19 protein-coding genes are annotated in these 25,049 nt (G+C 59.0%); 9 read left to right on the top strand and 10 right to left on the bottom strand.

Annotated elements, in window-relative coordinates:
* Positions 1-110 precede the first annotated feature (110 nt).
* From CKF42_RS13965 to CKF42_RS13975, 3 genes are read left to right on the top strand one after another with little or no spacing between them, the layout of a single operon-like run.
* The gene (locus CKF42_RS13965) at positions 111-1,532 is read left to right on the top strand and encodes an SrfA family protein (protein ID WP_111208452.1); all 1,422 of its coding nucleotides are present in this window, start codon (positions 111-113) and stop codon (positions 1,530-1,532) included.
* Between the two features lie 2 nt (positions 1,533-1,534).
* Entirely contained in the window at positions 1,535-4,498 is a 2,964-nt protein-coding gene (locus tag CKF42_RS13970; RefSeq protein ID WP_111208453.1) for a virulence factor SrfB, read from the top strand.
* Positions 4,495-6,858, top strand: coding sequence for a virulence factor SrfC family protein (locus tag CKF42_RS13975; protein ID WP_111208454.1), 2,364 nt, complete (start codon positions 4,495-4,497; stop codon positions 6,856-6,858). The genes CKF42_RS13970 and CKF42_RS13975 overlap by 4 nt, the downstream gene beginning before the upstream one ends.
* Positions 6,859-6,948: 90 nt before the next feature.
* On the opposite strand, the gene CKF42_RS13980 is transcribed toward CKF42_RS13975, so the two are convergent.
* The 3 genes from CKF42_RS13980 to CKF42_RS13990 all read right to left on the bottom strand — a co-directional run bounded on the left by CKF42_RS13980 (position 6,949) and on the right by CKF42_RS13990 (position 8,077).
* Positions 6,949-7,212 (bottom strand): barstar family protein, encoded by a 264-nt coding sequence (locus CKF42_RS13980; RefSeq protein ID WP_111208455.1) that lies wholly within the window; start codon positions 7,210-7,212, stop codon positions 6,949-6,951.
* Positions 7,213-7,214: 2 nt separating this feature from the next.
* Entirely contained in the window at positions 7,215-7,649 is a 435-nt protein-coding gene (locus CKF42_RS13985) for a ribonuclease domain-containing protein (protein ID WP_111208456.1), read from the bottom strand.
* Positions 7,650-7,735: 86 nt separating this feature from the next.
* The gene (locus CKF42_RS13990; protein ID WP_009090299.1) at positions 7,736-8,077 is read right to left on the bottom strand and encodes a helix-turn-helix domain-containing protein; all 342 of its coding nucleotides are present in this window, start codon (positions 8,075-8,077) and stop codon (positions 7,736-7,738) included.
* Positions 8,078-8,378: 301 nt separating this feature from the next.
* Here CKF42_RS13990 and CKF42_RS13995 point away from each other — a divergent pair, with 301 nt between their 5' ends.
* Positions 8,379-9,533, top strand: coding sequence for an efflux RND transporter periplasmic adaptor subunit (locus CKF42_RS13995; protein ID WP_111208457.1), 1,155 nt, complete (start codon positions 8,379-8,381; stop codon positions 9,531-9,533).
* 12 nt (positions 9,534-9,545) lie between these two features.
* On the top strand, positions 9,546-12,698 hold the full coding sequence (oqxB, locus tag CKF42_RS14000) for a multidrug efflux RND transporter permease subunit OqxB (protein ID WP_046101785.1): 3,153 nt from the start codon (positions 9,546-9,548) through the stop codon (positions 12,696-12,698).
* Positions 12,699-12,842: 144 nt separating this feature from the next.
* On the opposite strand, the gene CKF42_RS14005 is transcribed toward oqxB, so the two are convergent.
* From CKF42_RS14005 to CKF42_RS14020, 4 genes are all read right to left on the bottom strand, one after another.
* Positions 12,843-13,142, bottom strand: a complete 300-nt coding sequence (locus CKF42_RS14005) for a contact-dependent growth inhibition system immunity protein (protein ID WP_111208458.1) — start codon at positions 13,140-13,142, stop codon at positions 12,843-12,845.
* Positions 13,143-13,150: 8 nt separating this feature from the next.
* A complete protein-coding gene (locus CKF42_RS14010; RefSeq protein ID WP_111208459.1) occupies positions 13,151-13,969 on the bottom strand; it encodes an RNase A-like domain-containing protein in 819 nt (272 codons plus the stop codon).
* Between the two features lie 256 nt (positions 13,970-14,225).
* Positions 14,226-14,720 (bottom strand): Rrf2 family transcriptional regulator, encoded by a 495-nt coding sequence (locus CKF42_RS14015; RefSeq protein ID WP_046101782.1) that lies wholly within the window; start codon positions 14,718-14,720, stop codon positions 14,226-14,228.
* Positions 14,721-14,927: 207 nt separating this feature from the next.
* Positions 14,928-16,112, bottom strand: a complete 1,185-nt coding sequence (locus CKF42_RS14020) for an MFS transporter (protein ID WP_111208460.1) — start codon at positions 16,110-16,112, stop codon at positions 14,928-14,930.
* A 200-nt stretch (positions 16,113-16,312) separates the two neighbouring features.
* Between CKF42_RS14020 and tus the strand changes: the two genes are divergently transcribed.
* Positions 16,313-17,242 carry a DNA replication terminus site-binding protein gene (gene tus / locus CKF42_RS14025; protein ID WP_009090311.1) on the top strand — a complete coding sequence of 310 codons (930 nt, stop codon included), beginning with the start codon at positions 16,313-16,315 and terminating at the stop codon, positions 17,240-17,242.
* A 39-nt stretch (positions 17,243-17,281) separates the two neighbouring features.
* On the opposite strand, the gene fumC is transcribed toward tus, so the two are convergent.
* Complete coding sequence (gene fumC, locus CKF42_RS14030) at positions 17,282-18,679, bottom strand: class II fumarate hydratase (protein ID WP_009090312.1); 1,398 nt, start codon at positions 18,677-18,679, stop codon at positions 17,282-17,284.
* Positions 18,680-18,876: 197 nt separating this feature from the next.
* Here fumC and manA point away from each other — a divergent pair, with 197 nt between their 5' ends.
* The 3 genes from manA (at position 18,877) to add (ending at position 22,868) form a co-directional block, all read left to right on the top strand.
* Positions 18,877-20,052, top strand: coding sequence for a mannose-6-phosphate isomerase (gene manA, locus CKF42_RS14035; protein WP_111208461.1), 1,176 nt, complete (start codon positions 18,877-18,879; stop codon positions 20,050-20,052).
* A gap of 131 nt (positions 20,053-20,183) precedes the next feature.
* On the top strand, positions 20,184-21,683 hold the full coding sequence (locus CKF42_RS14040) for a YdgA family protein (protein ID WP_046101779.1): 1,500 nt from the start codon (positions 20,184-20,186) through the stop codon (positions 21,681-21,683).
* A gap of 189 nt (positions 21,684-21,872) precedes the next feature.
* The gene (gene add, locus CKF42_RS14045) at positions 21,873-22,868 is read left to right on the top strand and encodes an adenosine deaminase (protein WP_046101778.1); all 996 of its coding nucleotides are present in this window, start codon (positions 21,873-21,875) and stop codon (positions 22,866-22,868) included.
* A gap of 70 nt (positions 22,869-22,938) precedes the next feature.
* On the opposite strand, the gene CKF42_RS14050 is transcribed toward add, so the two are convergent.
* Together CKF42_RS14050 and araC are read right to left on the bottom strand one after the other, a co-directional pair.
* Positions 22,939-23,985 (bottom strand): oxidoreductase, encoded by a 1,047-nt coding sequence (locus CKF42_RS14050; protein WP_009090319.1) that lies wholly within the window; start codon positions 23,983-23,985, stop codon positions 22,939-22,941.
* 79 nt (positions 23,986-24,064) lie between these two features.
* Positions 24,065-24,982 (bottom strand): arabinose operon transcriptional regulator AraC, encoded by a 918-nt coding sequence (gene araC, locus CKF42_RS14055; RefSeq protein WP_009090320.1) that lies wholly within the window; start codon positions 24,980-24,982, stop codon positions 24,065-24,067.
* Between the last annotated feature and the right edge of the window lie 67 nt (positions 24,983-25,049).

The raw sequence follows: 25,049 nt of genomic DNA on the forward strand, positions 1-25,049 counted from the left end.
TTTAGCCCCTTTTCTGCCGTTTGATTTGTCATTGCCCCGCGTAAAATCAACGTAATCGTCGATAACACGCGATTTTCTGCCTCAGACAACGACCGATAAGGGCCCAACAGGTGGCAAAAACTTTTCTGCGCAGCGGTAATTTAGATGCAGTTCTGGCATTAGGTGAAAATGGCCAGCCGGTCTACGCCTCAGCACTGCAAATTCGTGAAACCCTGCGCCTGCGCCGTCAAAGCGCACTGGCAGATTGCCTGGCCATTCCCCAGGCCAACGACCGGGGCGACCGCCTCGACTGGTATGCCCCTTTCAGCGGGCGGGTAAAATCCTGGCTGGGTGCCAGCGATCATGAGCGTCGCGCGGCGCTGCAGCACCTTACCGCCTGCCAGCAGGATATGCAGGATCTCAGTACGCGCGCGCGCGCGGCAGAGAATCCATCGATGCGCCTGTTTGGCGCGCTGCTGAGCAAAACCCTGCAATTTCCCGACCAGCAGTATGTTTATCTGGTCGATGGCAAACCGGTGATCACGTTCTGGGGCTTTGTCGACGCGCAGGCGCGCAGCCGCGATGACGCGCTGGCCTGCCTGCGTGATACCCTGGAAGAGAATCTGCCGGTGGCGCTGGTTGAACCGCCACCGGCTATGTTGCCTGCCGCGCCTGTCGTGGCAGAGCCGGAGACCCTCGCGCCGCCACCGGTTCCGGAACCTGAGATCCTGCCTGAACCGGAACCCCAGCCTGCTGCGCCTGTCGACACTCAGCCCGTTGCACCTCTCCCGGCGCGTCGCCGTTTCCGCGTCTGGTATCTGCTCCCACCGGTCGCGATTGCCGCCGCCGTCATGGTGGCCGTGCTGCTGCATCGTCAACCCTCTGAGTCCACCCCGGTGGCAACGGCGAAGCCAGCGGCGACCCCGGCGACGGTGCCTGCTCCCGCTACGCCGGCAGTCACGGCGAGCCAGCCTCCGGTGGCTGCTGCACCGACCGAGGCCGCCAGCGCGCCCGCGGTGACGACGCCGGCCACCCTCACCCCGCCAGCGGTGACGGCCACGGCTGAAGCGCGCCCCGACACACAGCCGCAGTCAGCGGCCAGCACCACCGAGACCCCGCCTGCCGCCGCGTCTGCTACCCTTGCCAGTGAAGCGACCCCGACGGTACCGGCGAAGCCAGACGATCTGATTGTGACGCCGGATGCGGTGCGTGACGGGCAGGTGCAGGTGATCGATGGCCGCTGGCGGGTCACCATCAACCAGATGCAGACGCCAACCGGTAAGCCACCTGTAATGCGCTTCCAGTTTAAAAGTGGTAAAGGCAGCGTGCAGGTCACTCAGGGTAACACCAGCTGTAAAGCCGATGTCAGCGCCGCCATGACCAGCGCCGGTAATCTGGTGATTGAGAGCCGCTACACCGCGAAGTGCCAGAACAATTCGCGCTACCGTATGCCGCTGCTTGTCTGCCACGCCAGCATTGGCGCCGCGCAGTGCGAAGCGCAGTTTGCTGAAGACCGGGTCTTCCCGATGACGATTAAGCGTGAGAGTAAATAACGATGCTGGCTCCCCTGATCGATGACAAACAAAAAATTTCGCTGATTGAAAACAGCGGCGTGCAGTTCCTGGATTTTGGCCTGCAACTCTCAGATACCCCTGCGCGCCGTCAGTTTGTGCGCCAGACGGCCAACGGCCCGCTGCTGCGCCTGAACGTCGATGGCAACAGCGGAAAGTTCCTGCTCTATCCGGAAGATGGCGGCGCTGCCGAAGTGGTGCGCCCGGAATCTGATATCGCGCTGGCGGACTCCCTGACGCTGCTGTCAGCCTGCTGGCTGCCGCTGCCCATGCTGCGTTGTGCCAGCGGACGTCGTTTTATCGGTGGCCCTGAAAACTGGGCGCGGATGCGTCTGGTTGCCCTGCCCGCACCTGACGCGGCGGGCAATACCCATCGCGTTACCCTTGCCTTTGATACCCGCTGCGTGGCGGAAGAGGATGGCGGCGAGCAGCTGGGCCTTACCCTGGCGGATGCGCAGAATGGGGTCACCTTTGCCCTCGCCTGGCACAACTACGAGCTGGGCGACTTTCTCGATCTGACCTGGGTCGATGGCTGGCTGCGCGAATCCTTTACCGACCGCGTCAGCGACCGCCGCGAGCAGGCGATCAAACAGGCGCTGCGTGAATTTGAGTATCAGGCGCACTACCTGAATCTGCTGGAACTGCTGGGCCAGCAGCTCGACCTCAGCGAGATCCACATTCAGGCCGCCACACTGCAGACCCCAGCGGTCAACGTCGATATCATCCTTGATGTGGGCAACTCCCACACCTGCGGCATCCTGGTGGAAGATCACCCGGAAGAGAGCAACGGCCTGAAGCAGACCTATGAATTGCAGCTGCGCGACCTCTCTCAGCCGCATCAGGTTTACAACGAGCTGTTTGACAGCCGTCTGGAATTTGCCGAAACCCGCTTTGGTAAAGCGAACTTTTCGCTGGAGAGCGGGCGCGAACAGGCGTTTATGTGGCCGTCGCTGACGCGTGTCGGTCGTGAGGCGAGTCGTCTGGCCCTGCAGCGTGCGGGACTGGAAGGCAGCACCGGCCTCTCCAGCCCGCGCCGTTATTTGTGGGATGAGGCGCGCTATCAGCCGGGCTGGCGCTTTAATACGCCGGGCGAGCAGGCGGAACCGCTGGCTTATGGTGCCCCCTTTACCACGCTGCTGAACGATGAAGGCCAGCCGCTGTCGACGCTGGCGCCGGACGATCGTCTGCCGGTCTTTTCACCTCACTACAGCCGCAGTTCGCTGATGACCTTTATGCTCTGTGAACTGCTGGCTCAGGCGCTGATGCAGATGAACAGCGCGGCTCAGCGTCAGCGTATGCCGCAGAGTCACGCGCCGCGTCAGCTGCGCCATGTGATCCTGACGCTGCCGTCCGCGATGCCCAAGCCGGAGCGTGAAATCTTCCGTCGCCGGATGCAGGAGGCGCTGGCGCTGGTCTGGAAAGCCGAAGGCTGGCTCGCGGATGAGGATGATCTGGCACCGGCCGTCTCCCGTCAGAACCCGAAACCGCTGCCGGATGTGCAGATGGAGTGGGATGAAGCCACCTGTGGGCAGATGGTCTGGCTGTTCAATGAGACGCAGGTCAACTTTGCCGGTCGCGCTGAAGACTTTTTCAGCAGCATGGCGCGTCCCGATCGGCCGCGCGATGAGGGCGAACTGCCAGGTAAAAGCCTGCGCATCGCCTCGATTGACATCGGCGGCGGCACCACCGACCTGGCGATTACCCAGTATCGTCTGGATGATGGTCAGGGCAACAATGTTAAAATCACGCCGCGCCTGCTGTTTCGCGAAGGCTTTAAGGTGGCGGGCGATGACATCCTGCTGGATGTGATTCAGCTGTGGATCTTACCGGCGCTGCAGCAGCACCTGCAGAAAGCGGGCCTTACGCTGGCGGAACCGCTGATGAACAAGCTGTTTGGTCACGATAGCCGCATGGACGGTCAGGCCACGCTGCGTCAGCAGGTTACGCTGCAGCTGTTTATTCCGCTGGCGCAGGCGGTGCTGGAGCGCTACGAGAACTGGGATCCGCTGGAGAGCCACGCGGAAATCAACGCCCTGTTCGGCGAACTGGTTGAGCAGACGCCTGGCGAGGCGGTGCTCGCCTTTGTCAACGGCGAGATCCAGCGTGAGCTGGGCGGCAACAGCCGCTTTGATCTGCTGCAGGTGCCGCTGGTCGTGAGCCTCGCGCAGCTGCACGGCGAGTTTATGCAGCACCGGATGGCCATCATCCCGGCGCTGCGCTCCATGTGTGAGGTGGTCTCGCTCTACCAGTGCGATGTGCTGCTGCTGACCGGGCGTCCGTCACGCTTCCCTGGCATTCAGGCGCTGGTGCGCCATCTGCAGCCGCTGCCGGGCAGCCGCATTCTGTCACTGGAAGGCTATCACACCAGCGACTGGTATCCGTTTAACAAGCATGGCCGCATCGACAACCCGAAATCGACCGCCGCCGTCGGCGCGATGCTCTGCCTGCTGGCGCTGGATATGCGCCTCAGCAGCTTCTGGTTCCGCGCGGGTGATTTTGAACCTTACTCGACCATCCGCTATCTGGGCATGCTGGATGAAAACCAGGCCCTGACGGATGAGAATCTCTGCTACAGCGACATTGACCTCGACGATCCCGGCTTTGCGCTGGACCGGAAACGCAGTTTCCGCATCCGGGGTAACGTCTGTCTGGGCTTCCGCCAGCTCGATAACGATCGCTGGCCCGCCTCACCGCTTTACAGCCTGACGCTGAACGACCCGACGCTGGCGCGTAAAGTGGCGGGCGAAAGCGTGCTGCGCATCCGCCTGGCGGTCAAAGCTGGCCCCGGTGCGTCCGGCCCGGAAAACCTGGTGCTGAGCGATGCGCAGCTGGATGATGGCACCCGAGTGCCGCTGGAGCAGTTGAGTCTGAAGCTGAATACCCTGTCGGCGACCGGCAACGCCAATGCGCAATACTGGATTGACAGCGGGAGCGTGTGTAAACGATGAAAGCCCTGAAACCCCGCCAGCCTCAGACGCTGGCAAAACGTCTGGGCCTGTTACAGGACGCCCTGAACAACAGTCTGGAATGGATTGAGAACAGCCGTGAGCAGTCGCCGCGTCTGGCGCTGGAGGCGGAAACGCTGACGCTGCAACTGCGTCAGGCACGCGTGCAGACCCAGGCGCTGGCTCAGCAGGTCGCCCGTCCGGTGACGCTGGCCCTGTTTGGTCAGTCGCAGGCCGGCAAAGCCTGGCTGCTCAACGAGATGGTGGCCGATGCACAGGGCCAGCTGGTGACCCGCATGGGCGACAAACAGCTCTACTGGTTCCAGCATGTCAATCCCGGCAACCTGGATTTTGCTACCGCCACCCGCTTCAGCCATCAGCGCGAGCCGCTCTCGACTGAGTGGCCGGTTGAACTGACCCTGCTGAATGACGCGGAAGTTATCCGTCTGATGCTCGCCTGTTCCGCTGCGGGCTCACCCGACGTGGCGCAGATCGACAGCGGGCTGCAGCGTCTGCAGCGCCATCGCCTCGCCTCGCCGCTGGCCGGTCTGGACAGTGATGCGCTGGTCACGCTCTGGGCCTGGTGCCGTCGCCGTCCGCACTACGATGCGCGCCTGGATCGGCACTTCTGGCCACAGGCGGTTGAACTGGCGCCATGGCTGAGCGTCGACGACCGGGTGCAGCTTTTCTCTCTGCTCTGGCCCGCTGAACCGGCGCTGAGCGAGATGCTGCGCACGCTGCTGCATCTGCGCCATCAGCTGCGAAACAGCAGCCGGGTGCTCGCCCCCTTAAGCCTGCTGGTTGATAACGCCCTGCTGCCTGCCGGACAGCTGATTGTGCCAGCCAGCGAACAGGATCAGCAGCAGCCGGTGGAAGTCTGCCCGCTGAACGGTAACCGCATCGGCAAGGCCCAGCGCGTCCCGCTGGGCCTGCTGACGCTGCTGACGCTGGAAGTGCTGGTGCCGCTGAGTTCCACCCCGCGCACCGCGCTCTATGATGATGCTGATATGCTGGAACTGCCTGCGCCCGGTCACTCCAGTGATGTGGCGACCCAGGAAGATCGTCAGCGCCTGCAGCAGCAGGACCCGCTGCGCGCACAGCTGCTGGAACAGAAACGCGCCCTGCTGCCGGGCTTTTATGCCGCGCGACAGGCGATCGATCTGCTGCTGGTCTGCACGGCGGCCAGCCAGCGTCAGGATGCGGATCGGGTCAGCGAAACGCTGCGCGAATGGCAGCGCCAGCAGCCTGCTCAGGAGGCCGCAGAGAAACCGCGCCTCATCTGGGCCATCACCCCCTTCGACGCCCGTCATCAGCAGATTAATGTGGATGAGGCGGTGCAGCGGCAGATGGGACAGCCCGGTCAGCACTGGGGTTCCATGCTGGCCCTGGATCGCGCGGGCGTCGATCGCATGGCGAGTTGGCTGCAGGATGAGATGCAGCCTGACGCCCGCCGCGACATGCTGCTGGCCCAGCTCGCGCAGATACAGCACACCGTCGTAGAGCGGCGTTTACTGCCGTGGACCGAGGCGGGTGCCAGCCCGGAACAGGCGGCACGCAAGCAGAACATCGCCGACACGCTGCTGAAATGTTTACAGCATCGCACCGGCCTGCATGGCGAGCTGCTGGAGCGTCTGCAGCCGCCGCGTGAAGCCCTGCGTCAGCTGTGGCTCAATCAGGCGACCCTGCCGGGCAGCAAACCGGCCCATCAGGCGCCGGAGAATCAGTTCGGCATCGGGTTTGAATTTGACCTGTTCAGTGACGCACCCGCTGACGTACCGGCTCAGCCGCGTCAGAGCCTGCACAGCAGCCAGCAGTTTCCGCGCCAGGTGCTGCTGCTGTGGCTGGATCACCTGCGTCAGCTGCCGGAAAACCGCAGCCTGCTGGCGTTACTTAACGTGGATAAGGCGACGATGGAGTGGCTGGTAGAAGAGCTGATCACCGCCGGGTTCCGCACCGATATTGCGCAAAAACTGCAGCAGGCGCTGCACGAACCTGACACGCAAAGCGTGACGCACGAATCCCGCGCCGACCGGCAGGTGACGCGGGCGATGACGGTGCTGGGCGATTTTGTGGCCTGGCTCGGCTTTTTACAGCGCCCGGAATCAGAACGTCCCGCCAGCCGCGTCAACCGCGGCCAGGTGATTTTCTCGCGCCCGCCCGCTCCCAGCGTCAGCTTCGGTGCCGGTCAGCGCCTGACCCGACTCTCGGCGGCACCGGCGAATCACACCGCCTATTACATCTACGACTGGCTGGTGGGACTGAATCAGGTGATCGTTGAGAACAACGGCTATACCGGCGGTGGGGATCTGCCGCTGGCGGCCCGCGAGGCGCTGATTGCGCTGCTGAAGCCGCTGCGCACGTAATCGATAATCGGGTGCAGTTCGCCTCTGTGCGACTGCACCCTGCTTCCCGGCCGACCTGAGACTGAGACGGCAATAAAAACCGTTGCCGGCTTACTCCACGATCAGTTGCAGTTCGCCTTCCAGCGACTGTGCCGCCTCTTCCAGCAGCGCCAGCACCGGCGCTAAATCAGCCTGATGCGCCGCGTAATGCTGCAACCGCAGTGTGGCAGGCAGCGCCATGCCGCCCGTCAGCCAGTCCCACAACGCATCCAGGTTATGACCAAAGGTCGGCGGACAGCCGCTCTGCCCGGCAAACTCGCGATAAAAAGCCGCGCGCGTGGTGAGTTCGCGCAGATCAAAGTTCAGTTCAAGCATGATCAGGGTACCTGTCTGAAGCTGCGGTAGTGATCGGTGGAGAGAAACACCAGCCCGTCAGAGGAGTAGACCAGACGATCGGCGTCGCGATGTCCGCAGCGGTAATTCACATCCGCTTCATACCACTGGCGACCCGCACGCGGGGGCAGCCGCTTTTCGCGGTTAGCAAAACGGTCACCGCCGATGGCCCTGCCGGGCAGAACCTCACACAGGTTACCTTTGGCCGGATTCCAGCCGCGTTGCCGCGCTTCGTTTTTCGTCAGGTAGTAGTCCGGTAACTGCTGATGCTGCAGCACCCAGCGCGCCACGGTGTGGGCATCGGTCAGGGTGGCGATATCGGCCTGAGCCGGCGCAGAAACGGTGTTGAGATAAGGTTTAAGGCCGTATAAGCAGGCCGCAAGGACAAAGAAAAGTCCAATCCAGAGTTTTTTTGACATGATGGCATCCGTGACGACAGGATGCAGATGATACCAGTTTTGCGCCCGGAGGAAAGCGCGGGCCAGACAGGCTGGCCCTGGCGAAGTTATGCAGCGTGCGAATCACCGCTGTGACGACGCCATGCACCCGGTGCCACACCATACTGGCGTTTAAAGCTGCGGTTGAAAGACTGCTGAGAGTCAAAGCCCAGGGAAATCGCGACGTTCAGAATCGGTTCATCGGTGCTGGTCAGGCGATCGGCAGACTTTTTCAGCTTCTTCACCCGGATGTACTCACCCAGTGGATAGCCGGTGTGCTCTTTGAACATGCGCTGCAGGTGCCACTTGGAGTAGCCCGCGCGCTCTGAAACGGTATCCAGATCCAGACGTGCTTCGATGTTGTTATCAATCCAGTCGATTAAATCGTGGATAAAGGCGTCACTCATCATTCCAGTCTCTCCTGTCGCTGTAGCGAAAAGTATTAGTATCAGTTGCAGTTACACTTAAGGGTGGCTGACTATGCCATTTAATGCAAGTTTTATTGGTACATTAAATGCCGCACAATTTTCAGGGTTTTTCCCGGATTGCTCAGGCTTTCATCGCCCCGCACTAAACCGCACATAAAGTGTATCTGTTATTCTTGCAGTTGCCCGCGACGCAAGCCTACACTCCCTGCGATTAATTGCAATCTTAAAAGTTGCAAATATTGGCCTGCAGGTCGTCTTTTCTATTTATCGCGGAATAACAACAATGATTACGAACCGGGTTCGTCAGGGGTTGACCCTGTCAGGGATGGTCATATTTATCAGCCTGCTTAGCGGCTGTGATAAGGGTGTGGCGCAGAACGCCCCGCCGCCACCGCCTGAAGTAAGCGCCGCGCCGGTGCTCATCAAGCCGGTGAGCCAGTGGGACAACTTTAATGGTCGCGTTGAAGCGGTGCAGAGCGTGCAGCTGCGTCCGCGCGTCTCTGGCTACATCGAGTCAGTGAACTATCGCGAAGGGGATGAGGTTAAAAAAGGTCAGGTGCTCTTCACCATCGACGACCGCAGTTACCGTGCGGCGCTGGAACAGGCCCGGGCGGAGCTGGCCCGGGCGCGCAGCCAGGCGAGTCTGGCGCGCAGTGAATCGGGTCGCAGCGAGAAGCTGATTGGCACCCAGGCGATTTCGCGTGAGGTGTGGGAACAGCGTCGCGCTGCCGCCAGTCAGGCGCAGGCGGATGTACTGGCCGCCGAAGCCGCCGTCGATATGGCGCAGCTGAACCTGGACTTTACCCGCGTCACTGCGCCGATTGACGGTCGCGCCAGCCGCGCCATGATCACCCCCGGCAACCTGGTGACCGCCGGTGACAGCGCCAGTGTGTTGACCACGCTGGTATCGCAGCAGCAGATGTATGTCTATTTCGACGTGGATGAAAACACCTTTCTGCACTATCAGGCGATGGCGCGTCAGGGCCAGCAGCGTCATGCGCTGCCGGTTGAGATTGCGCTGGTCGGCGATCAGGGTTTCCCGCATCAGGGCAAGGTCGATTTTCTGGATAACCAGCTGACCGCCAGCACCGGCACCATTCGTATGCGCGCCCTGCTCGACAATCAGGCGCGTCAGTTTACGCCCGGTCTGTTTGCCCGCGTGCGTCTGCCAGGCAGCGCGCAGTTCGAGGCGATGCTGATCGATGATAAGGCGGTGCTGACCGACCAGGATCGCAAATATGTCTACGTGGTGGATGGGGAAGGCAAAGCTCAGCGGCGCGATATTCAGCCCGGCGCGATGGTGGAAGGTCTGCGCATCGTCAAATCGGGTCTGCAATCGGGCGACCGGGTGATCGTCGCCGGACTGCAGAAAGTTTTTATGCCCGGCATGCCGGTCACTGCTCAGCAGGTCGCCATGCGTGCGGCAGCCGCTCACTAATTCGAGGCCGCTATGGACTTTTCCCGCTTTTTTATCGACCGGCCTATTTTTGCGGCGGTGCTGTCAATCCTGATCTTCGTGACCGGGGTGATTGCTATCCCGCTGCTGCCGATCAGCGAATATCCCGACGTGGTGCCACCCAGCGTGCAGGTGCGCGCCGAGTATCCCGGCGCTAACCCGAAAGTGATTGCAGATTCCGTGGCGACGCCGCTGGAAGAGGCGATCAACGGCGTCGAAAACATGATGTACATGAAATCTGTGGCCGGTTCTGACGGCGTGCTGGTGACGACCGTCACCTTCCGTCCCGGCACCGATCCCGATCAGGCGCAGGTCCAGGTGCAGAACCGCGTCGCGCAGGCTGAAGCGCGTCTGCCGGAAGATGTGCGTCGTCTGGGTGTTACCACCCAGAAGATGTCGCCGACCCTGACGCTGGTCGTCCACATGTTCTCACCCAACAATACCTACGATTCACTCTACCTGCGTAACTACGCCACCCTGAAGGTGAAAGATGAGCTGGCGCGTCTGCCGGGCGTCGGTCAGATCCAGATTTTTGGCGCGGGCGAATATGCGATGCGCGTCTGGCTGGACCCGAACAAGGTGGCGGCGCGTGGCTTAACCGCCTCAGACGTAGTGACCGCGATGCAGGAGCAGAACGTGCAGGTTTCTGCCGGTCAGCTCGGCGCCGAGCCGCTGAAAAAGCAGAGCGATTTTCTGCTGTCGATCAACACGCAGGGACGGCTGGAGAGCGAACAGCAGTTTGGCGACATTATCCTGAAAACCTCAGAAGATGGTTCGCTGGTGCGCCTGCGTGATGTGGCGCGTATTGAGATGGGGTCCGGCAGTTACGCCCTGCGCTCACAGCTGAACAACAAAGATGCGGTCGGTATCGGTATCTTCCAGGCTCCGGGTGCCAACGCCATCGATCTCTCCAATGCGGTGCGCGCCAAAATGGATGAGCTGGCAACCCGTTTCCCCAATGATGTGAAATGGGCGGCTCCTTACGATCCGACGGTGTTTGTTCGTGACTCGATCAAAGCGGTGGTGCAGACCCTGCTGGAAGCGGTGATCCTGGTGGTGCTGGTCGTCATTCTGTTCCTGCAGACCTGGCGCGCCTCCATCATTCCCCTGCTGGCGGTGCCGGTGTCGGTGGTCGGAACATTCAGTGTACTCTATCTGCTCGGCTTCTCGCTCAATACCCTGAGCCTGTTCGGGCTGGTGCTGGCGATCGGGATCGTGGTGGATGACGCCATTGTGGTGGTGGAGAACGTTGAGCGTAACATCGAGATGGGCCTGTCGCCGCGCGCGGCAGCCCATCAGGCGATGCGTGAGGTCTCCGGCCCGATTATCGCCATTGCGCTGGTGCTCTGTGCCGTATTTGTGCCGATGGCGTTCCTCTCCGGCGTGACCGGGCAGTTCTATAAGCAGTTCGCTACCACCATCGCGATCTCCACGGTCATCTCCGCCATTAACTCCCTGACGCTCTCTCCGGCGCTGGCGGCGATGCTGCTGAAAGATCACCACGCGCCGAAAGACCGGCTGACGCGGATTATTGATGCGCTGTTTGGCTGGCTGTTCCGGCCCTTCAACCGCTTCTTCCAGCGCAGCGCACATGGCTATGAGTCGCTGGTTGGCCGGACGCTGCGTCGGCGTGGCGCGGTGTTCGCGGTTTACCTGCTGCTGCTGGCCGGTGCCGGATTTATGTTCCACACCGTGCCGGGCGGCTTTATTCCGACTCAGGATAAGCTCTACCTGATTGGTGGCGTGAAGATGCCGGAGGGCTCCTCGCTGGCGCGCACCGATGAAGTGATCCGTAAGATGAGCGAAATCGGGATGCAGACCGAAGGCGTCGCCTATGCGGTGGCGTTCCCCGGCCTGAATGCCCTGCAGTTCACCAATACGCCTAACAGCGGCACGGTGTTCTTCGGCCTGAAACCGTTCAGCGAGCGTAAGCACACCGCGGCGGAGATTAACGCGGAGATCAATGCGAAGATTGCCCAAATCCAGCAGGGCTTTGGCTTCTCGATTATGCCACCGCCGATTCTGGGGCTGGGTCAGGGCTCAGGCTATTCGCTCTATGTGCAGGACCGCGCGGGTCTGGGTTACGGTGCGTTGCAGACGGCGATTAATACGCTGTCGGGCAGCATCATGCAGACGCCGGGGATGCACTTCCCTATCTCCTCCTATCAGGCCAATGTGCCACAGCTGGATGTGCAGGTGGATCGGGATAAAGCCAAAGCGCAGGGGGTGTCACTGACGGCGCTGTTCAGCACGCTGCAGACCTATCTCGGCTCCTCCTACGTGAATGACTTTAACCGCTTTGGTCGCACCTGGCGGGTGATGGCGCAGGCCGACGGCGAATTCCGCGACAGCGTCGAGGATATCGCTAACCTGCGCACCCGCAACGACCGCGGAGAGATGGTGCCGATTGGCAGCATGGTCAACATCACCACCACCTACGGCCCCGATCCGGTGATCCGCTACAACGGCTACCCGGCGGCCGATCTGATTGGCGATGCCGATCCGCGCGTGCTCTCTTCAGCGCAGGCGATGCGTCAGCTGGAAACGATGTCCGGTCAGCTGTTACCTAACGGCATGAACATCGAGTGGACCGACCTGAGTTATCAGCAGTCAACGCAGGGCAATACCGCACTGATTGTCTTCCCGATGGCGGTACTGCTGGCCTTCCTGGTGCTGGCCGCGCTGTATGAGAGCTGGACGCTGCCGCTGGCGGTGATTCTGATTGTGCCGATGACCCTGCTCTCTGCTCTGTTTGGCGTCTGGCTGACCGGTGGAGATAATAACGTGTTTGTTCAGGTCGGACTGGTGGTGCTGATGGGGCTGGCCTGTAAGAACGCGATACTGATTGTCGAGTTTGCGCGCGAGCTGGAGATTCAGGGCAAAGGCATTGTAGAGGCGGCGCTGGAAGCCTGTCGTCTGCGTCTGCGTCCGATTGTGATGACCTCCATCGCCTTTATCGCCGGTACGGTGCCGCTGATTCTGGGTGAAGGCGCGGGCGCAGAGGTGCGCGGCGTGACCGGTATTACCGTCTTCTCCGGGATGCTCGGCGTGACGCTGTTCGGCCTGTTCCTGACGCCGGTGTTCTACGTCGCACTGCGTAAGCTGGTGACGCGCCGGTCAGGAGATGCCGAAACCGTGACGGCGTAAACCCTCAACGTTAAAAGGGGCGATCGGATGATCGCCCCTTTTTTTGTCCGTCATTCACAGACCAGTGCAGCACTGCCACACGAATCAACGCTGCCCTGATACCAGGCAAAAGCTCCGGTTAACGTCATGAAACGCCGTTTACCTTTAACGTTGAAGTCTTGCACTCAGATAATTTTTTATCTTTTCCAGGAAGCTTCGTTCGGTTTCTCCCCAGGGTTCAGGATTGAACTCTCCCTGGCTGATGGATTCAAAAGTCTCAGTAAGTGATTGTTCATTCAGCGACAGCAAATACTCTGCCTCCAGACATACTTTTTCCGCTGTTTTTGGGTTCTCAGTTTCTAAATAACTGTCCAGCACTTCTTCGACCGTTTCCCCAAACAAATCATAATCCTGACCAAAAAACACCCGAATGAGGGTTCCAATATTTTTATAGCTTGTATTCATTGATAGCCTCAAAAGGACGGATATGCAGTCAGAAGATAATAGGGTTTGCCGTTAAACATTTTACGGTGCAAAACAATCCTGACAGCATAAGCTTCCAGACGGGTTGTACTACTCTGCCTGAAACCATAACCGACTACGGTCCGGGCCTGCCAGGTTAATTCCATTATGCTTTCGCTTTTGGCTGCAGCCCAATACATGATCTTCCAGCGGTTCGCTTTCAAGCCAGCGCTGATGAATCGTTCTGCTTGCTCTATATTAACAAACGAGCTCGCAAGAGGTGTCTTTGGACTTCGTGCAAGACGTGCGAGTAAATCTGCTTCAGGAATGTTTACATGCTTAGCGATAGTATGTCCGCCAGCCTTAATACCTCTGACGGCTTCATGCTCCGCCAGCTTTAACTTACCGAATCGGACAGAGGCGACGCGTGCTGCGCCGGCAGCAAACGCAAACGCCATAGGTACAGAAATATCTACAGTTAAACCTATATTCATTGCAGTCTTATCATCAGCGCCAAGCTTTTGAGCCGTCGCTGATGCAACCTGGAAAGTTGCTGTACGCGTATTTCTGCCAGTCAGTATCTGATTAGCAGCCGCATTAATACTATCAAGGCTGTGTGCACCAACAACAACACATGCCGCTTTTGTCAATCCAGATGGATCTGGCGCGATACACAGCGCGGTTGCTCCGGTTAATTCCAGCGTTCCTAATGCAAGATTCAGCCCACCATACAATCGGTTACTGAGCGTTTCTCCTTCAGTTACCGTTTTATCCGAAATAACAGCGGTGAGCTGAACCGGGGACATCATGATTTTTATGCCATCATCCATAATGAAACCTCATTTGACCATTAGATACACAGCCAGATTGTATCGATCTTTCAGGTTTCAGATCCAACCAAAGTCAGAAAACATATTGACATGAAACTTTTCATAAATGATTTCGGATGACGGGTAAAAATAATATTTTATAATTTTCATAACCTTAAATTATTGATCGTGAAGAACGGTGTCAGGCAGAGAGCTATCAGCTTTAAGTATTTTTGAGGCAGGCATCACTATTTACTGGCATAAAAAAAGCCGCTCATCAGCGGCTTTTTTTGCAGAGATCGTCAATCTCTTCGGGTTCAGGTTCCGGTACGGCGGTGCAGTTACTGGTATCGCGCTTTTTCAACTCATTCAGCGCATCGGCGACGGTGCGTTTTGCCAGCACATCCAGTGACGCCTGCTCGGCTTCATCGGCTATCGATTTAAAGTACCAGCAGAGGTTAGCACTGACCAGACAGCGCGGAGCAACGTCGGGACGCGCAGCCCAGATTTTTTTATCCTCAATGACGGAGACATAGATATCCTTGAGGGTAATCTCTGCAGCCGGACGGCCCAGATGAATCGAGCCGGTACGGCCCAGCGTGGAGACAATAATGCCATCACGGGTCAGCGGGACCATCAATTTTCGTATGAAACTGGGATTCGCTTCCAGCCCGTAGGCCAGAATCGCGCTGGTAGAGCGTTTTCCCATTTGCTCCGCCATCGCTACGCTCAGAACCATTTGCAAAGCTGTCGGGAAGCGGTAATCAAGCATTTATTTATCCTGAGTTGCGGTGCATCTTCTTGTTTTATTGCCGCATAAATGAACAATCAATGAGCAATAAATATAACAAACACTGTTGCTTTTTTGAAGCAAACCGGCAGTCACAAGGCACGTATTCACCAAAGGCAGAGGCCCGATAGCACAAGCTGCTTAGCCTGTTTACTGCCCTGTTCCGGCAGAATCTGGAGCCGCACGCCTTCACGCAGAACGGGTCGATGCCGCCGGTAATTGCTGCTTCAGCGCTATCACCAGTACCACGTTAAAGATTGCCAGGCCGCAAAGCAACCACAGCGTCGCCGTTGCGCCCATGCTTTCAAAGACATATCCGCCAATCAGCGGCGTCAGTGCCTGCCCCATCAATGCCGGGCGCGCCATCTTACCCATCACGATGGCGTAAGACTCTGGTTTGACCATCGCCAGCGGTAAAGTTCCACGCACGATGGCACGTAAGCCATTTCCTGCGCCATAAAGCACCATACTCAGCAGCGCCATCTGCGGCATTAATGCCAGCAACAGCAGGCCCAGCGCCACCAGCCCGACAGAAAAAAAGGCGGTACGGATAGGATGGCTGCGTTTAAAAGCGACATCGACAATACGGGAGCCCACCTGACACGGGCCGATCACGGCGCTAATCGCCAGCGCCGAAGCCAGCGTGTGACCACTCGCCTGCAACAGCGTAATAAGCTGCACTGAAACGGCGGTCATGATCACTGAAGCCAGAGTAAAAATGGCGCAGAGCAGCCAGAACAGCGCTGGCGCGATCTCTGCCGTAGCTGGCTGCGCCGGACGCTTTTTTAATGACCGGGTGAGATGACCGGCAGGCAAGGCAAACAGATAAGCAGGCAGCACGCACGCCACCATCAGCGCAGCAATGATCAGCGAGGCCTCCCGCCAGCCAAAACCGTGGATAAGCAGAGCCGTTCCCGGCCAGGCCAGCGTGGTGCAGAAACCGGAAATCAGCGTGATCCCGGTGATGGCAGCCCGAGCCTGACCGCCATAGCAGGTGCCCAGCGTGGCAAACAGTGCATCATACAGGCCCATCGCCATACCCACGCCGATAATGACCCAGGCAAACAGAAACAGTGGCAACGCGTGGCTGAGCGCCATGATGACCAGCCCCACCGCCATCACCAGCCCATTGAGTGCCAGCAGGAGACGGCCACCGGTACGGGCTATGATTCTGCCTGCCAGCGGTGACAGCAGGCCCGACACCAGAATCCCGAGCGACAGCGCACCGTAAATCCACTGCTGGGACCAGCCTGTCTCAGCCGCGATGGGATTTGCCATCACCGCCATCAGGTAGAACGAGCCTCCCCAGGAAAGTATCTGTACACAGCCCAGGGTAAAAATGGCGGCGATGCCCGGTTTAATGTTCTGATTCACATCGACTCTCTTCGTTAGCAGGCAAACCGTTTTATAGCATGTTCCGCAGGCAGCCTGCATGCATCACGCACTTCTGACCTGATGACCGGCAGCCCGCACTTTTTTGCATAACAGATTTATAGTATGTTGTAACTATAAGGCACTTGCAACTGCCGCAGGCTTCTGCCACATTGTGGACGTTGTAACTATGGAGGCTCATCATGACGCGCTACGACTTAGTGGCTGATATGCATCAATGTGTTAACGACCTGGAGCAGGCGCTGGGTGAACTGCGGGAGCAGATTGAAGCGCAGCCGCTGCTGATCGCCCGCGTTTTCAGCCTGCCGCCGGTGGTGAAAGGTCGCGAGCATGACGCGATAACCCGCATTGCCGTTGAGCAGCATCTGGGCGACAGCGCGCGGAAGATGGCGCTCGACCACTACTGCCGCCTCTTTATGCAGCATCAGTCAGAGCAACTGAGTACCAAGGCCGCCGTGCGTCTGCCCGGTGCCCTCTGCATTGAGTGCGATGCAGAACGGGAAGCGGAGATCGGCGCGCTGGTCGATCTCATTAACCAGCTGAAAGCCCGGCTGGAGCAGCTGATTACGGTGGAGTCCGGCCTGCCGAGTGAAGCGCGATTCGAGTTCGTTCACCAGCATCTGCGCGGGCTGATTACCCTGAATGCCTATCGCACCATCACCCTGCTCAGCGCCCCGGACAGTCTGCGGTTTGGCTGGGCAAACAAACACATCATCAAAAATCTTAAGCGCGAAGAGGTCATTGCCCAGCTGGAAAAAAGCCTCAAGGCGGGACGCGCGCAGGCCCCGTGGTCGCGCGAACAGTGGGCGGAGAAAGTGCAGGAGGAGCTGGCCAGCGTGCGCGCCCTGCCCGCATCAGCCCGCCTGAAGATTAAGCGTCCGGTTAAAGTCCAGCCGGTGGCGCGCGTCTGGCGCGCAGAGGAGAAAAAGCAGACTCAGCTGGCCTGCCCGTCACCGATTCTGGTGATCTGCCGCGATCGCAGTCAGGTTCCGGTACTGGGCGAGTTGCTCAACTATGACGCCGATAACATTACCTATCGTCATAAACCGGCCGCTGAGCCGCTCAATCTGCTGATCCCCCGGCTGCACCTCTGGGTTGACTGCCCGGTTTAACAGAGAGGCCGGAACGAACCGGCCTCATCGCGCATCACGTTACGACTTCATGCTGCCAACCATCTCTTCCGGCCGCACCCAGGCGTCAAACTCCTCTTCGGTGAGATAGCCGAGCTTCAGCGCTGAGCCTTTCAGGGTCAGCCCCTCTTTATGCGCCTTTTTGGCAATTTCGGCCGCTTTGTCATACCCGATATGGGTATTGAGCGCGGTCACCAGCATCAGTGACTCGTTGAGCAGCTGATCGATTCGCTCGCGCACCGGTTCAATGCCGATCGCACAGTGATGGTTGAAGCTGTCCATGCCATCCGCCAGCAGGCGAATCGACTGCAGGAAGTTATGGATAACCATTGGACGGAAAACGTTCAGCTCGAAGTTACCGGATGCGCCGCCCATGTTGATCGCGACGTCATTCCCCATCACCTGACAGCAGAGCATGGTCATCGCTTCACACTGCGTCGGGTTCACTTTGCCCGGCATGATTGAGCTGCCAGGTTCATTTTCCGGAATGGCAATTTCCCCGATGCCGCAGCGCGGGCCGGACGAGAGCCAGCGAACGTCGTTGGCGATTTTCATCAGGGACGCGGCCAGACCTTTCAGCGCGCCGTGCGCATGCACCAGCGCATCACAGGTGGCCAGTGCCTCAAACTTGTTAGGGGCCGTAACAAACGGCTGCTGCGTCAGTTCGGCCAGCGCCTTCGCCACGCGCACCGCATATTCCGGGTGCGTGTTGAGGCCGGTGCCGACGGCGGTTCCGCCCAGCGCCAGTTCTGCCACGTGCGGAATGCTCTGCTCGATATGCTTCAGGTTGTGCTCCAGCATCGCCACCCAGCCAGAGATCTCCTGCCCCAGGGTCAGCGGCGTGGCATCCTGCAGATGGGTACGGCCAATCTTAACGATATCTTTGAAGGCGTCGGACTTCTGGCTCAGGGTAGCTTTCAGCACGTGGATCTGTGGGATCAGCTGTTCGCGCAGGGCGATCACGGCGGCAACGTGCATGGCGGTCGGGAAAACGTCGTTGGAGCTCTGGCTCTTGTTCACATCATCATTGGGATGGACCAGGCGCGACATCCCCCGCTCCCCGCCGAGGATCTCACTGGCGCGGTTCGCCAGCACTTCATTCATGTTCATATTGGTCTGGGTGCCGGACCCGGTCTGCCAGATTGCCAGCGGGAACTCATCACCATGTTTGTCAGCCAGCACCTCATCTGCCGCGCTGACAATCGCGTCTGCGCGGTCAGCAGGCAGCAGCCCCAGATCCCGGTTAACGCTTGCCGCGGCGCGCTTGGTCAGCGCCAGAGCATGAACCAGTGCCGTCGGCATCTTTTCTGTTGAAATGCGAAAGTGTTCCAGCGAGCGCTGCGTCTGCGCGCCCCACAGTTTGTCTGCCGGTACGTCGATGGGACCCATTGAATCTTTCTCAATGCGGTTGGCTGCCATGAATACGTCTCCTTAGCTTTGGTTTTAAAATTGACCGCCCGGCCGCGCTTCGCGTCTGGCACCAGGGCGTTCAGGATAGTAATACACAATAATTTAACATTATCAGAGCTTAGCGTCCTTTTGCGCTGGATATGTATTTTTACCGGCGGTTTCTGCTTTAATACCGGCAATCATTTCGCGTAAGAAAGGGTTAAACGATGCAAAAAATGAACAACTCGCTGCAGAATTACGCGTGGGGCAGTAAAACGGCGCTGACGACACTCTACGGTATCGCGAATCCGGAGGGTCTGCCGATGGCGGAACTCTGGATGGGTGCACACCCGAAAAGCCCCTCTGCCGTTATGGATCAGGGCCGCGAACGTTCGCTGCGCGACGTGATTGATGCTGCGCCTGACGCCATGCTGGGCGAGGCGGTGGCACAGCGTTTTGGTGAGTTACCCTTCCTGTTCAAGGTGCTGTGCGCCGACCTGCCGCTCTCCATTCAGGTTCATCCCAGCAAACACGCCGCGGAAGCGGGTTTTGCCCGTGAGAACGCGGCGGGTATTCCACTGACGGCCGCTGAGCGCAATTACAAAGATGCTAACCATAAGCCGGAGCTGGTCTATGCGCTGACCCCGTTTCAGGCGATGAACGGTTTTCGTCCGATGACGGAGATGGTTTCCCTGCTGGAGCCGGTGGCGGGCGCACATCCGCAGATTGCCCACTTCCTGCAGCATCCCGACAGGGAGACGCTGGCCACTCTCTTCCGGACGCTGCTCTCACTGGAGGGGGACGCCAAATCGCTGGCGCTGGGCGTGCTGAAATCCACACTTGACGCTCAACAGGGTGAGCCCTGGCAGACCATCCGCGTTATCGCGGCGGAATACCCGGACGACAGCGGACTGTTTTCCCCGCTGCTGCTGAATGTGATTACCCTGCAGCCGGGCGAAGCGATGTTCCTCTATGCCGAAACTCCGCATGCCTATCTTAACGGCGTGGCGCTGGAGGTGATGGCGAACTCGGATAACGTATTACGCGCCGGGTTGACCCCGAAATATATCGATATTGCTGAGCTGATGGCGAACCTGAAATTTGAGGAGAAGCCTGCCAGCGCGCTACTGACCCAGCCGGTCCAGCAGGGCAACGCGCTGTGCTTCCCAATCCCGGTAGAAGATTTTGCCTTTGCCATTCATACCCTGAATGCAGAACCGCAGCCGCTGGCGCAGCAGAGCGCCGCGGTGCTGTTCTGTATTGAAGGTCAGGCCGTGATCGTCAGCGAGGCGCAGCAGCTGACCCTGAAGCCGGGCGAATCATGCTTTATTGCGGCCAGCGAATCGTCGGTTACGGTCGCCGGAACGGGCCGGCTGGCACGGGTATTTAACGAGTTAGGGTGAAGCGGCTGACGGCATCGCGGTTAACTGCTATTATTTCAATCTATTAGCGCTAAACGCCTGCGGGCGTTTTTCTTCGGTCGTCGGGGTTAACCTGCGGCATAAGCGGACTCAAGGATAAGGACGAATCAGCAATGAAAAAGACCAATGTTGCCGTAGGTGTCATCATCGCACTGGGCGTGATCTGGACAGGCGCGGCATGGTTCACCGGCAAGCAAATCGAAAGTCACAGGGATGAGCTGGTACAGAATGCCAATGCTCAGCTGAATGCTTATGCCCCAAACAGCCGACTGAAGATCAGCTATCAGGATTACCAGCGCGGCGTGTTCAGCAGCAAAGTAAACCTGGTGGTGCAGGCTGACTCGCAGACGGAAGATAATCCCCTGCTGAAGCCGGGTCAGAGCGTTATCCTGAATGAAACCATCGACCATGGCCCCTTCCCGTTCGCTCAGCTTAAGCACTTCAATCTGATCCCGAGCATGGCGTCGGTGCATACCGAACTGGCTAACACCGATGCGGTGAAGAAGCTGTTTGAGCTGACCGGCAATAAGTCGCTGATCAATGCAGACACCCGCATTGGCTACAGCGGTGCCACCGATACGGCGCTGCGCATACTGCCCGTGGATTATCAGAATGCACAAACCGGTGAGCGTCTGGCGACCAATGGCGGAACCTTTAATGTCAGCGCGGACAACAAAGGCGATAAAGTCTCGCTGGACAGTGACGTCGATAGCCTGGCACTGACCACGAAAAATGAGATGGGCCAGCCGGTTCTGTTTACCGTCAATGGACTGAAACTGAGCGGGAATACGCACCTCAGCCCGGAAGGCGTACGGATTGGTGACCAGGCGGTGGATATTGAGAAGGTCAATGCCAGCATCAACGGTCAGGACGCTCTGACGCTTCACAGGATGAAAGGCAGCTCCTCTTTCGATAACAGCAACGGCAAGATTGGCGGCAATATCGATTATAAAGTGGAAAGCGTGCAGCTCCAGAAGCAGGACTTTGGTCAGGCGGCGCTGAAGATGAAGCTGTCACAGTTTGATGCGCAGGCGGTGAAAGCCTTCTCCGATCGTTACAATGCGCAGATGCAGACGTTGCTGAATCAGCCGGGGATTACCGAGGACCCGATGCGTTATCAGGCGGGCGTCCATCAGATTCTGATGAGCAATCTGCCCCTGCTGCTGAAGGGCTCGCCTTCTGTCAGCATCGCGCCACTGAGCTGGAAAAATGATAAAGGCGAGAGCACCTTTAACCTGACGGCGAATTTCAACGATCCGTCGACCGTGACCGGCGAAGCGCAGAGTCTCAGCGCGATGGTGGATCGGGTGCTGAAAACCCTGGACAGCAAGCTGACCATCAATATGCCCATGGCGACTGAAACCATGCATAAAGTGGGTCTGGCCGAAGGTTATCAGGCGGATGACGCGCAGAAGCTGGCCGATCAGCAGGTGAAAGGTCTGGCAGCCATGGGGCAGATGTTCCGTCTTACTCAGCAGCAGGATAACAATATCGTGACCAGCCTGCAGTACGCTAACGGCCAGGTGAACATGAACGGCGATAAGATGACGCTGGAACAGTTCCTCTCCCGCTATATGCTGGGCATGCCAACCAGCGAAGGGATGCCCCAGTAATTTTCTGAGCCCCTTTAAGGCGACCTTCGGGTCGCCTTTTTTATGCCTGAAGGCCCCGGCCCCCTCGTTTAACGCCGGTAGTGCGTAATTAAGCAGCATCCGGCGCCGCTGTTGCGCAAATAACTGGCGTGGTTGCGCAAGATATTTTTATAATGCTCTGCACTTCACCGACAACTCAGCGAGTGCGCCATGATCGATTCTAAAATTCCTCTGACTGACATTCATCGCCACCTTGATGGCAACATTCGTGCACAAACCATTCTCGATTTAGGCCGCCAGTTTAACCTTGCCCTGCCCGCCTCAACGCTGGAGACCCTGCGCCCGCATGTGCAGGTTGGCGAGAATGAACCCGATCTGGTGAGCTTTCTGCAAAAGCTCGACTGGGGCGTGAAAGTGCTGGGCGACCTGGATGCCTGCCGCCGGATTGCGCAGGAGAATGTGGAAGATGCGGCCCGTGCGGGCATTCATTATGCGGAACTGCGCTTCTCGCCAGGCTATATGGCGATGACCCACAATCTGCCGATTGCCGGCGTGGTTGAAGCGGTGATCGACGGCGTGCGTGCAGGCCGTCAGCAACATGATGTTGATGTGCGCCTGATTGGCATCATGAGCCGCACTTTTGGCGAAGAGGCCTGCCTGAGTGAACTGGATGGTCTGCTGGCCCATCGCGATCACATCACGGCGGTCGATCTGGCGGGTGATGAGCTGGGCTTCCCGGGCAGTGAGTTTCTGAGCCACTTTAATCAGGCGCGCGACGCCGGTTTCCGCGTCACGGTGCATGCCGGTGAAGCGGCCGGCCCGGAGAGCATCTGGCAGGCGATTCGGGAGCTGGGCGCGGAGCGTATCGGCCACGGCGTGAAAGCCATTGAAGATCGTGCGCTGATGGATTTCCTCGCGGAGCATCATATCGGCATTGAATCCTGCCTGACCTCCAATATTCAGACCAGCACCGTGTCGTCACTGGCACAGCATCCGCTGAAGACGTTCCTGGAGCATGGCATTCTGGCGACCATCAACACCGATGACCCGGCGGTTCAGGGGATCGAGCTCGCCCACGAGTATCATCATGCCGCCCCGGCAGCGGGACTGAGCGCCGCACAGATCCGTCAGGCGCAGGAAAACGGTCTGACGATTGCGTTCCTCAGCGAAGCAGAGAAAGCGGCTATCCGCGCCCGCGTGCAGTAATCTGCCTGTAAGCCATAAAAAACGGGCCGGAAATCCGGCCCGTTTTCAGTGCTGCGTCACACGCTGCGGATCAGACGCGCTTCAGCGACATCGTCTGGCGCTTCTCGGCGGATTGCAGACCCAGTTCGATCAACTCCATCACCTGAATCGCCTCTTCCGCGGTGACCGGATTGTTTCCGCGTCCGGCGATCGCATCCCGGATGCCCGCATAATAGGCCGGATAATTTCCCGGCTGAGTCAGCTGGGTGGTTTCCGTCAGAGCATCGCCCTCGACCAGCGTCAGGGTGCCATCGCGCATGTCATAACCCCAATCCTCCTGTGGCGGGAAGTTCCCCGACTTCAGACGATCTTCCTGCGGGTCCAGACCATATTTGATGTAACTGCCTTGCGTGCCGTGAACGGTATAGCGGGCGGATTCCGCTGCCACCAGCATGCTGGCGTGTAACACCACCCGACGCTGCGGATAGGTCAGCGTGGCGTGGAAGTAGTCTGTGGTCTGCGCGCCCGGACGCATCTCTGCCAGGTCAACGTTGATGGCGACCGGCGGACCAAACAGCTGCAGCGCCTGATCCAGCAGGTGCGGCCCCAGGTCATACCAGATGCCGCTGCCTGCGCCTTTCATTTCGCGCCAGCGGTTGCGCACTTCCAGACGGAAGCGGTCAAAATGCGACTCGAAGTAGCGCACCTCGCCCAGCGTGCCTGCCTCCAGCAGGGATTTCAGCGTCAGAAAGTCGCTGTCCCAGCGGCGGTTGTGGAACACGGAGAGCAGCAGCCCTTTGGCTTTCGCCAGCGCATCCAGCTCGCGCGCCTGTGACAACGTCACGGTAAAGGGCTTATCCACGACGACATGCTTACCGGCATTCAGCGCCGCTTTCGCCAGTGGAAAATGCGTGTCGTTCGGGGTAGGAATCACAATTAACTGCAGGGTCGGGTCGTCCAGCAGTGCCTGAGGATCGGACACGACCTGAACGGCGGGCCAGTCGGCGTGGACTTTGCTGGCGTCGCTACTGGAGATGGCGGCCAGCTCAACGTCCGGCGTTCCCGCGATCAGCGGGGCGTGAAACGTTTTACTGGCAAAACCGTAGCCGATCAGACCAACACGTAATTTATCGCTCATTTTGGTTCCTCGTTGTCGCTAACCTGATTGATTTAAGACCATTAACCAGGTGAGAACAAGGCGGAATTCCCCGAAAAAACTAAGAGATAGCACTTCGGGCCAGCGGCCAGGCGGTCTGGGCGGCCAGGCTGTCGTGTGCATCCTGATTGCGGCGGCGGAAATCGCTGGGACTGACGCCGACCCGCTTGCGGAATACCCGGGAGAAGTAAAGCTGGTCGTCGTAGCCCACTTCACGGCCGACCGAAGCGATTGGCTCCTGGGTGGTCTGCAGCAGCAGTTTTGCACGGATGACCCGCTGATCTTCACGCCAGCGCAGCAGGTTAACGCCCATCTGCTCGCGGAACAGGTGCGCCAGCCGCGACGGTGACAGACAGACGTGGCGCGCCACCTCCTCTATCCTGACCTCGCTGGCGAGATGGTTGGTGACATACTGGCAGGCTTCAATGACGCGCGGATCGCGGATTAACTGATGGCTGCGCGGATCTTCTTCTACCGCACGCAGCAGCAGCCGTTCCAGCAGGTTCATCGCCAGCTCTTCAGCAAAGCGGCGGCCGGAGTTATGTGTCTGTTCGATACTGGCAAACAGGCGGTCGAACTCACCGCGCAGCGATTCCGGCAGCAGCAGGCGGCCGACGCCCTCCTGCTCATCCTGCCAGCGCAGCCAGTCGTGCCAGTAGGCGCGAGGACGGAAGTAAACCCAGCGATGGAACCACTGCGGGCTGTCCGGTGCGCGACCATAATAGTGGGCGGTCTTAGGCTGAAACAGCAGCATTTCGCCGGGCTCGCAGTCAAAGGCCCGCTCGCCATCAAACACCCGCCCTTTTCCTTTAATGGTGAGATTCAGAATGTAACCTTTCATGCCGTGCGGGCGATCGATAAAGAAGTCGAGCGGTCCTTCTGCGGTGATGGGCGTCAGCCCTGCCACCAGCCAGGCATTGAATGAATAGCCGGGCAACAGGGGGTTTTGCTGCCCGGCCGGTAATTCGCGGTGATACATAGCGTCCTCACTCAGTCTGTTATTGTTCAGATAGCCCGCAGAGGCGTCAGCGTCTGCGGGCCAACGG

This window comes from Pantoea sp. ARC270 (assembly GCF_003236725.1).
Lineage (GTDB): Bacteria > Pseudomonadota > Gammaproteobacteria > Enterobacterales > Enterobacteriaceae > Pantoea > Pantoea anthophila.

Bases quoted from the DNA above. Each gene is read 5' to 3' on its own strand.
- CKF42_RS13970 (WP_111208453.1), top strand. From the start codon at position 1,535: ATGCTGGCTCCCCTGATCGATGACAAACAAAAAATTTCGCTGATTGAA.
- CKF42_RS13975 (WP_111208454.1), top strand. From the start codon at position 4,495: ATGAAAGCCCTGAAACCCCGCCAGCCTCAGACGCTGGCAAAACGTCTG.
- CKF42_RS13980 (WP_111208455.1), bottom strand. From the start codon at position 7,212: ATGCTTGAACTGAACTTTGATCTGCGCGAACTCACCACGCGCGCGGCT.
- CKF42_RS13985 (WP_111208456.1), bottom strand. From the start codon at position 7,649: ATGTCAAAAAAACTCTGGATTGGACTTTTCTTTGTCCTTGCGGCCTGC.
- CKF42_RS13990 (WP_009090299.1), bottom strand. From the start codon at position 8,077: ATGATGAGTGACGCCTTTATCCACGATTTAATCGACTGGATTGATAAC.
- CKF42_RS13995 (WP_111208457.1), top strand. From the start codon at position 8,379: ATGATTACGAACCGGGTTCGTCAGGGGTTGACCCTGTCAGGGATGGTC.
- oqxB (WP_046101785.1), top strand. From the start codon at position 9,546: ATGGACTTTTCCCGCTTTTTTATCGACCGGCCTATTTTTGCGGCGGTG.
- CKF42_RS14005 (WP_111208458.1), bottom strand. From the start codon at position 13,142: ATGAATACAAGCTATAAAAATATTGGAACCCTCATTCGGGTGTTTTTT.
- CKF42_RS14010 (WP_111208459.1), bottom strand. From the start codon at position 13,969: ATGGATGATGGCATAAAAATCATGATGTCCCCGGTTCAGCTCACCGCT.
- CKF42_RS14015 (WP_046101782.1), bottom strand. From the start codon at position 14,720: ATGCTTGATTACCGCTTCCCGACAGCTTTGCAAATGGTTCTGAGCGTA.
- tus (WP_009090311.1), top strand. From the start codon at position 16,313: ATGACGCGCTACGACTTAGTGGCTGATATGCATCAATGTGTTAACGAC.
- fumC (WP_009090312.1), bottom strand. From the start codon at position 18,679: ATGGCAGCCAACCGCATTGAGAAAGATTCAATGGGTCCCATCGACGTA.
- manA (WP_111208461.1), top strand. From the start codon at position 18,877: ATGCAAAAAATGAACAACTCGCTGCAGAATTACGCGTGGGGCAGTAAA.
- CKF42_RS14040 (WP_046101779.1), top strand. From the start codon at position 20,184: ATGAAAAAGACCAATGTTGCCGTAGGTGTCATCATCGCACTGGGCGTG.
- add (WP_046101778.1), top strand. From the start codon at position 21,873: ATGATCGATTCTAAAATTCCTCTGACTGACATTCATCGCCACCTTGAT.
- CKF42_RS14050 (WP_009090319.1), bottom strand. From the start codon at position 23,985: ATGAGCGATAAATTACGTGTTGGTCTGATCGGCTACGGTTTTGCCAGT.
- araC (WP_009090320.1), bottom strand. From the start codon at position 24,982: ATGTATCACCGCGAATTACCGGCCGGGCAGCAAAACCCCCTGTTGCCC.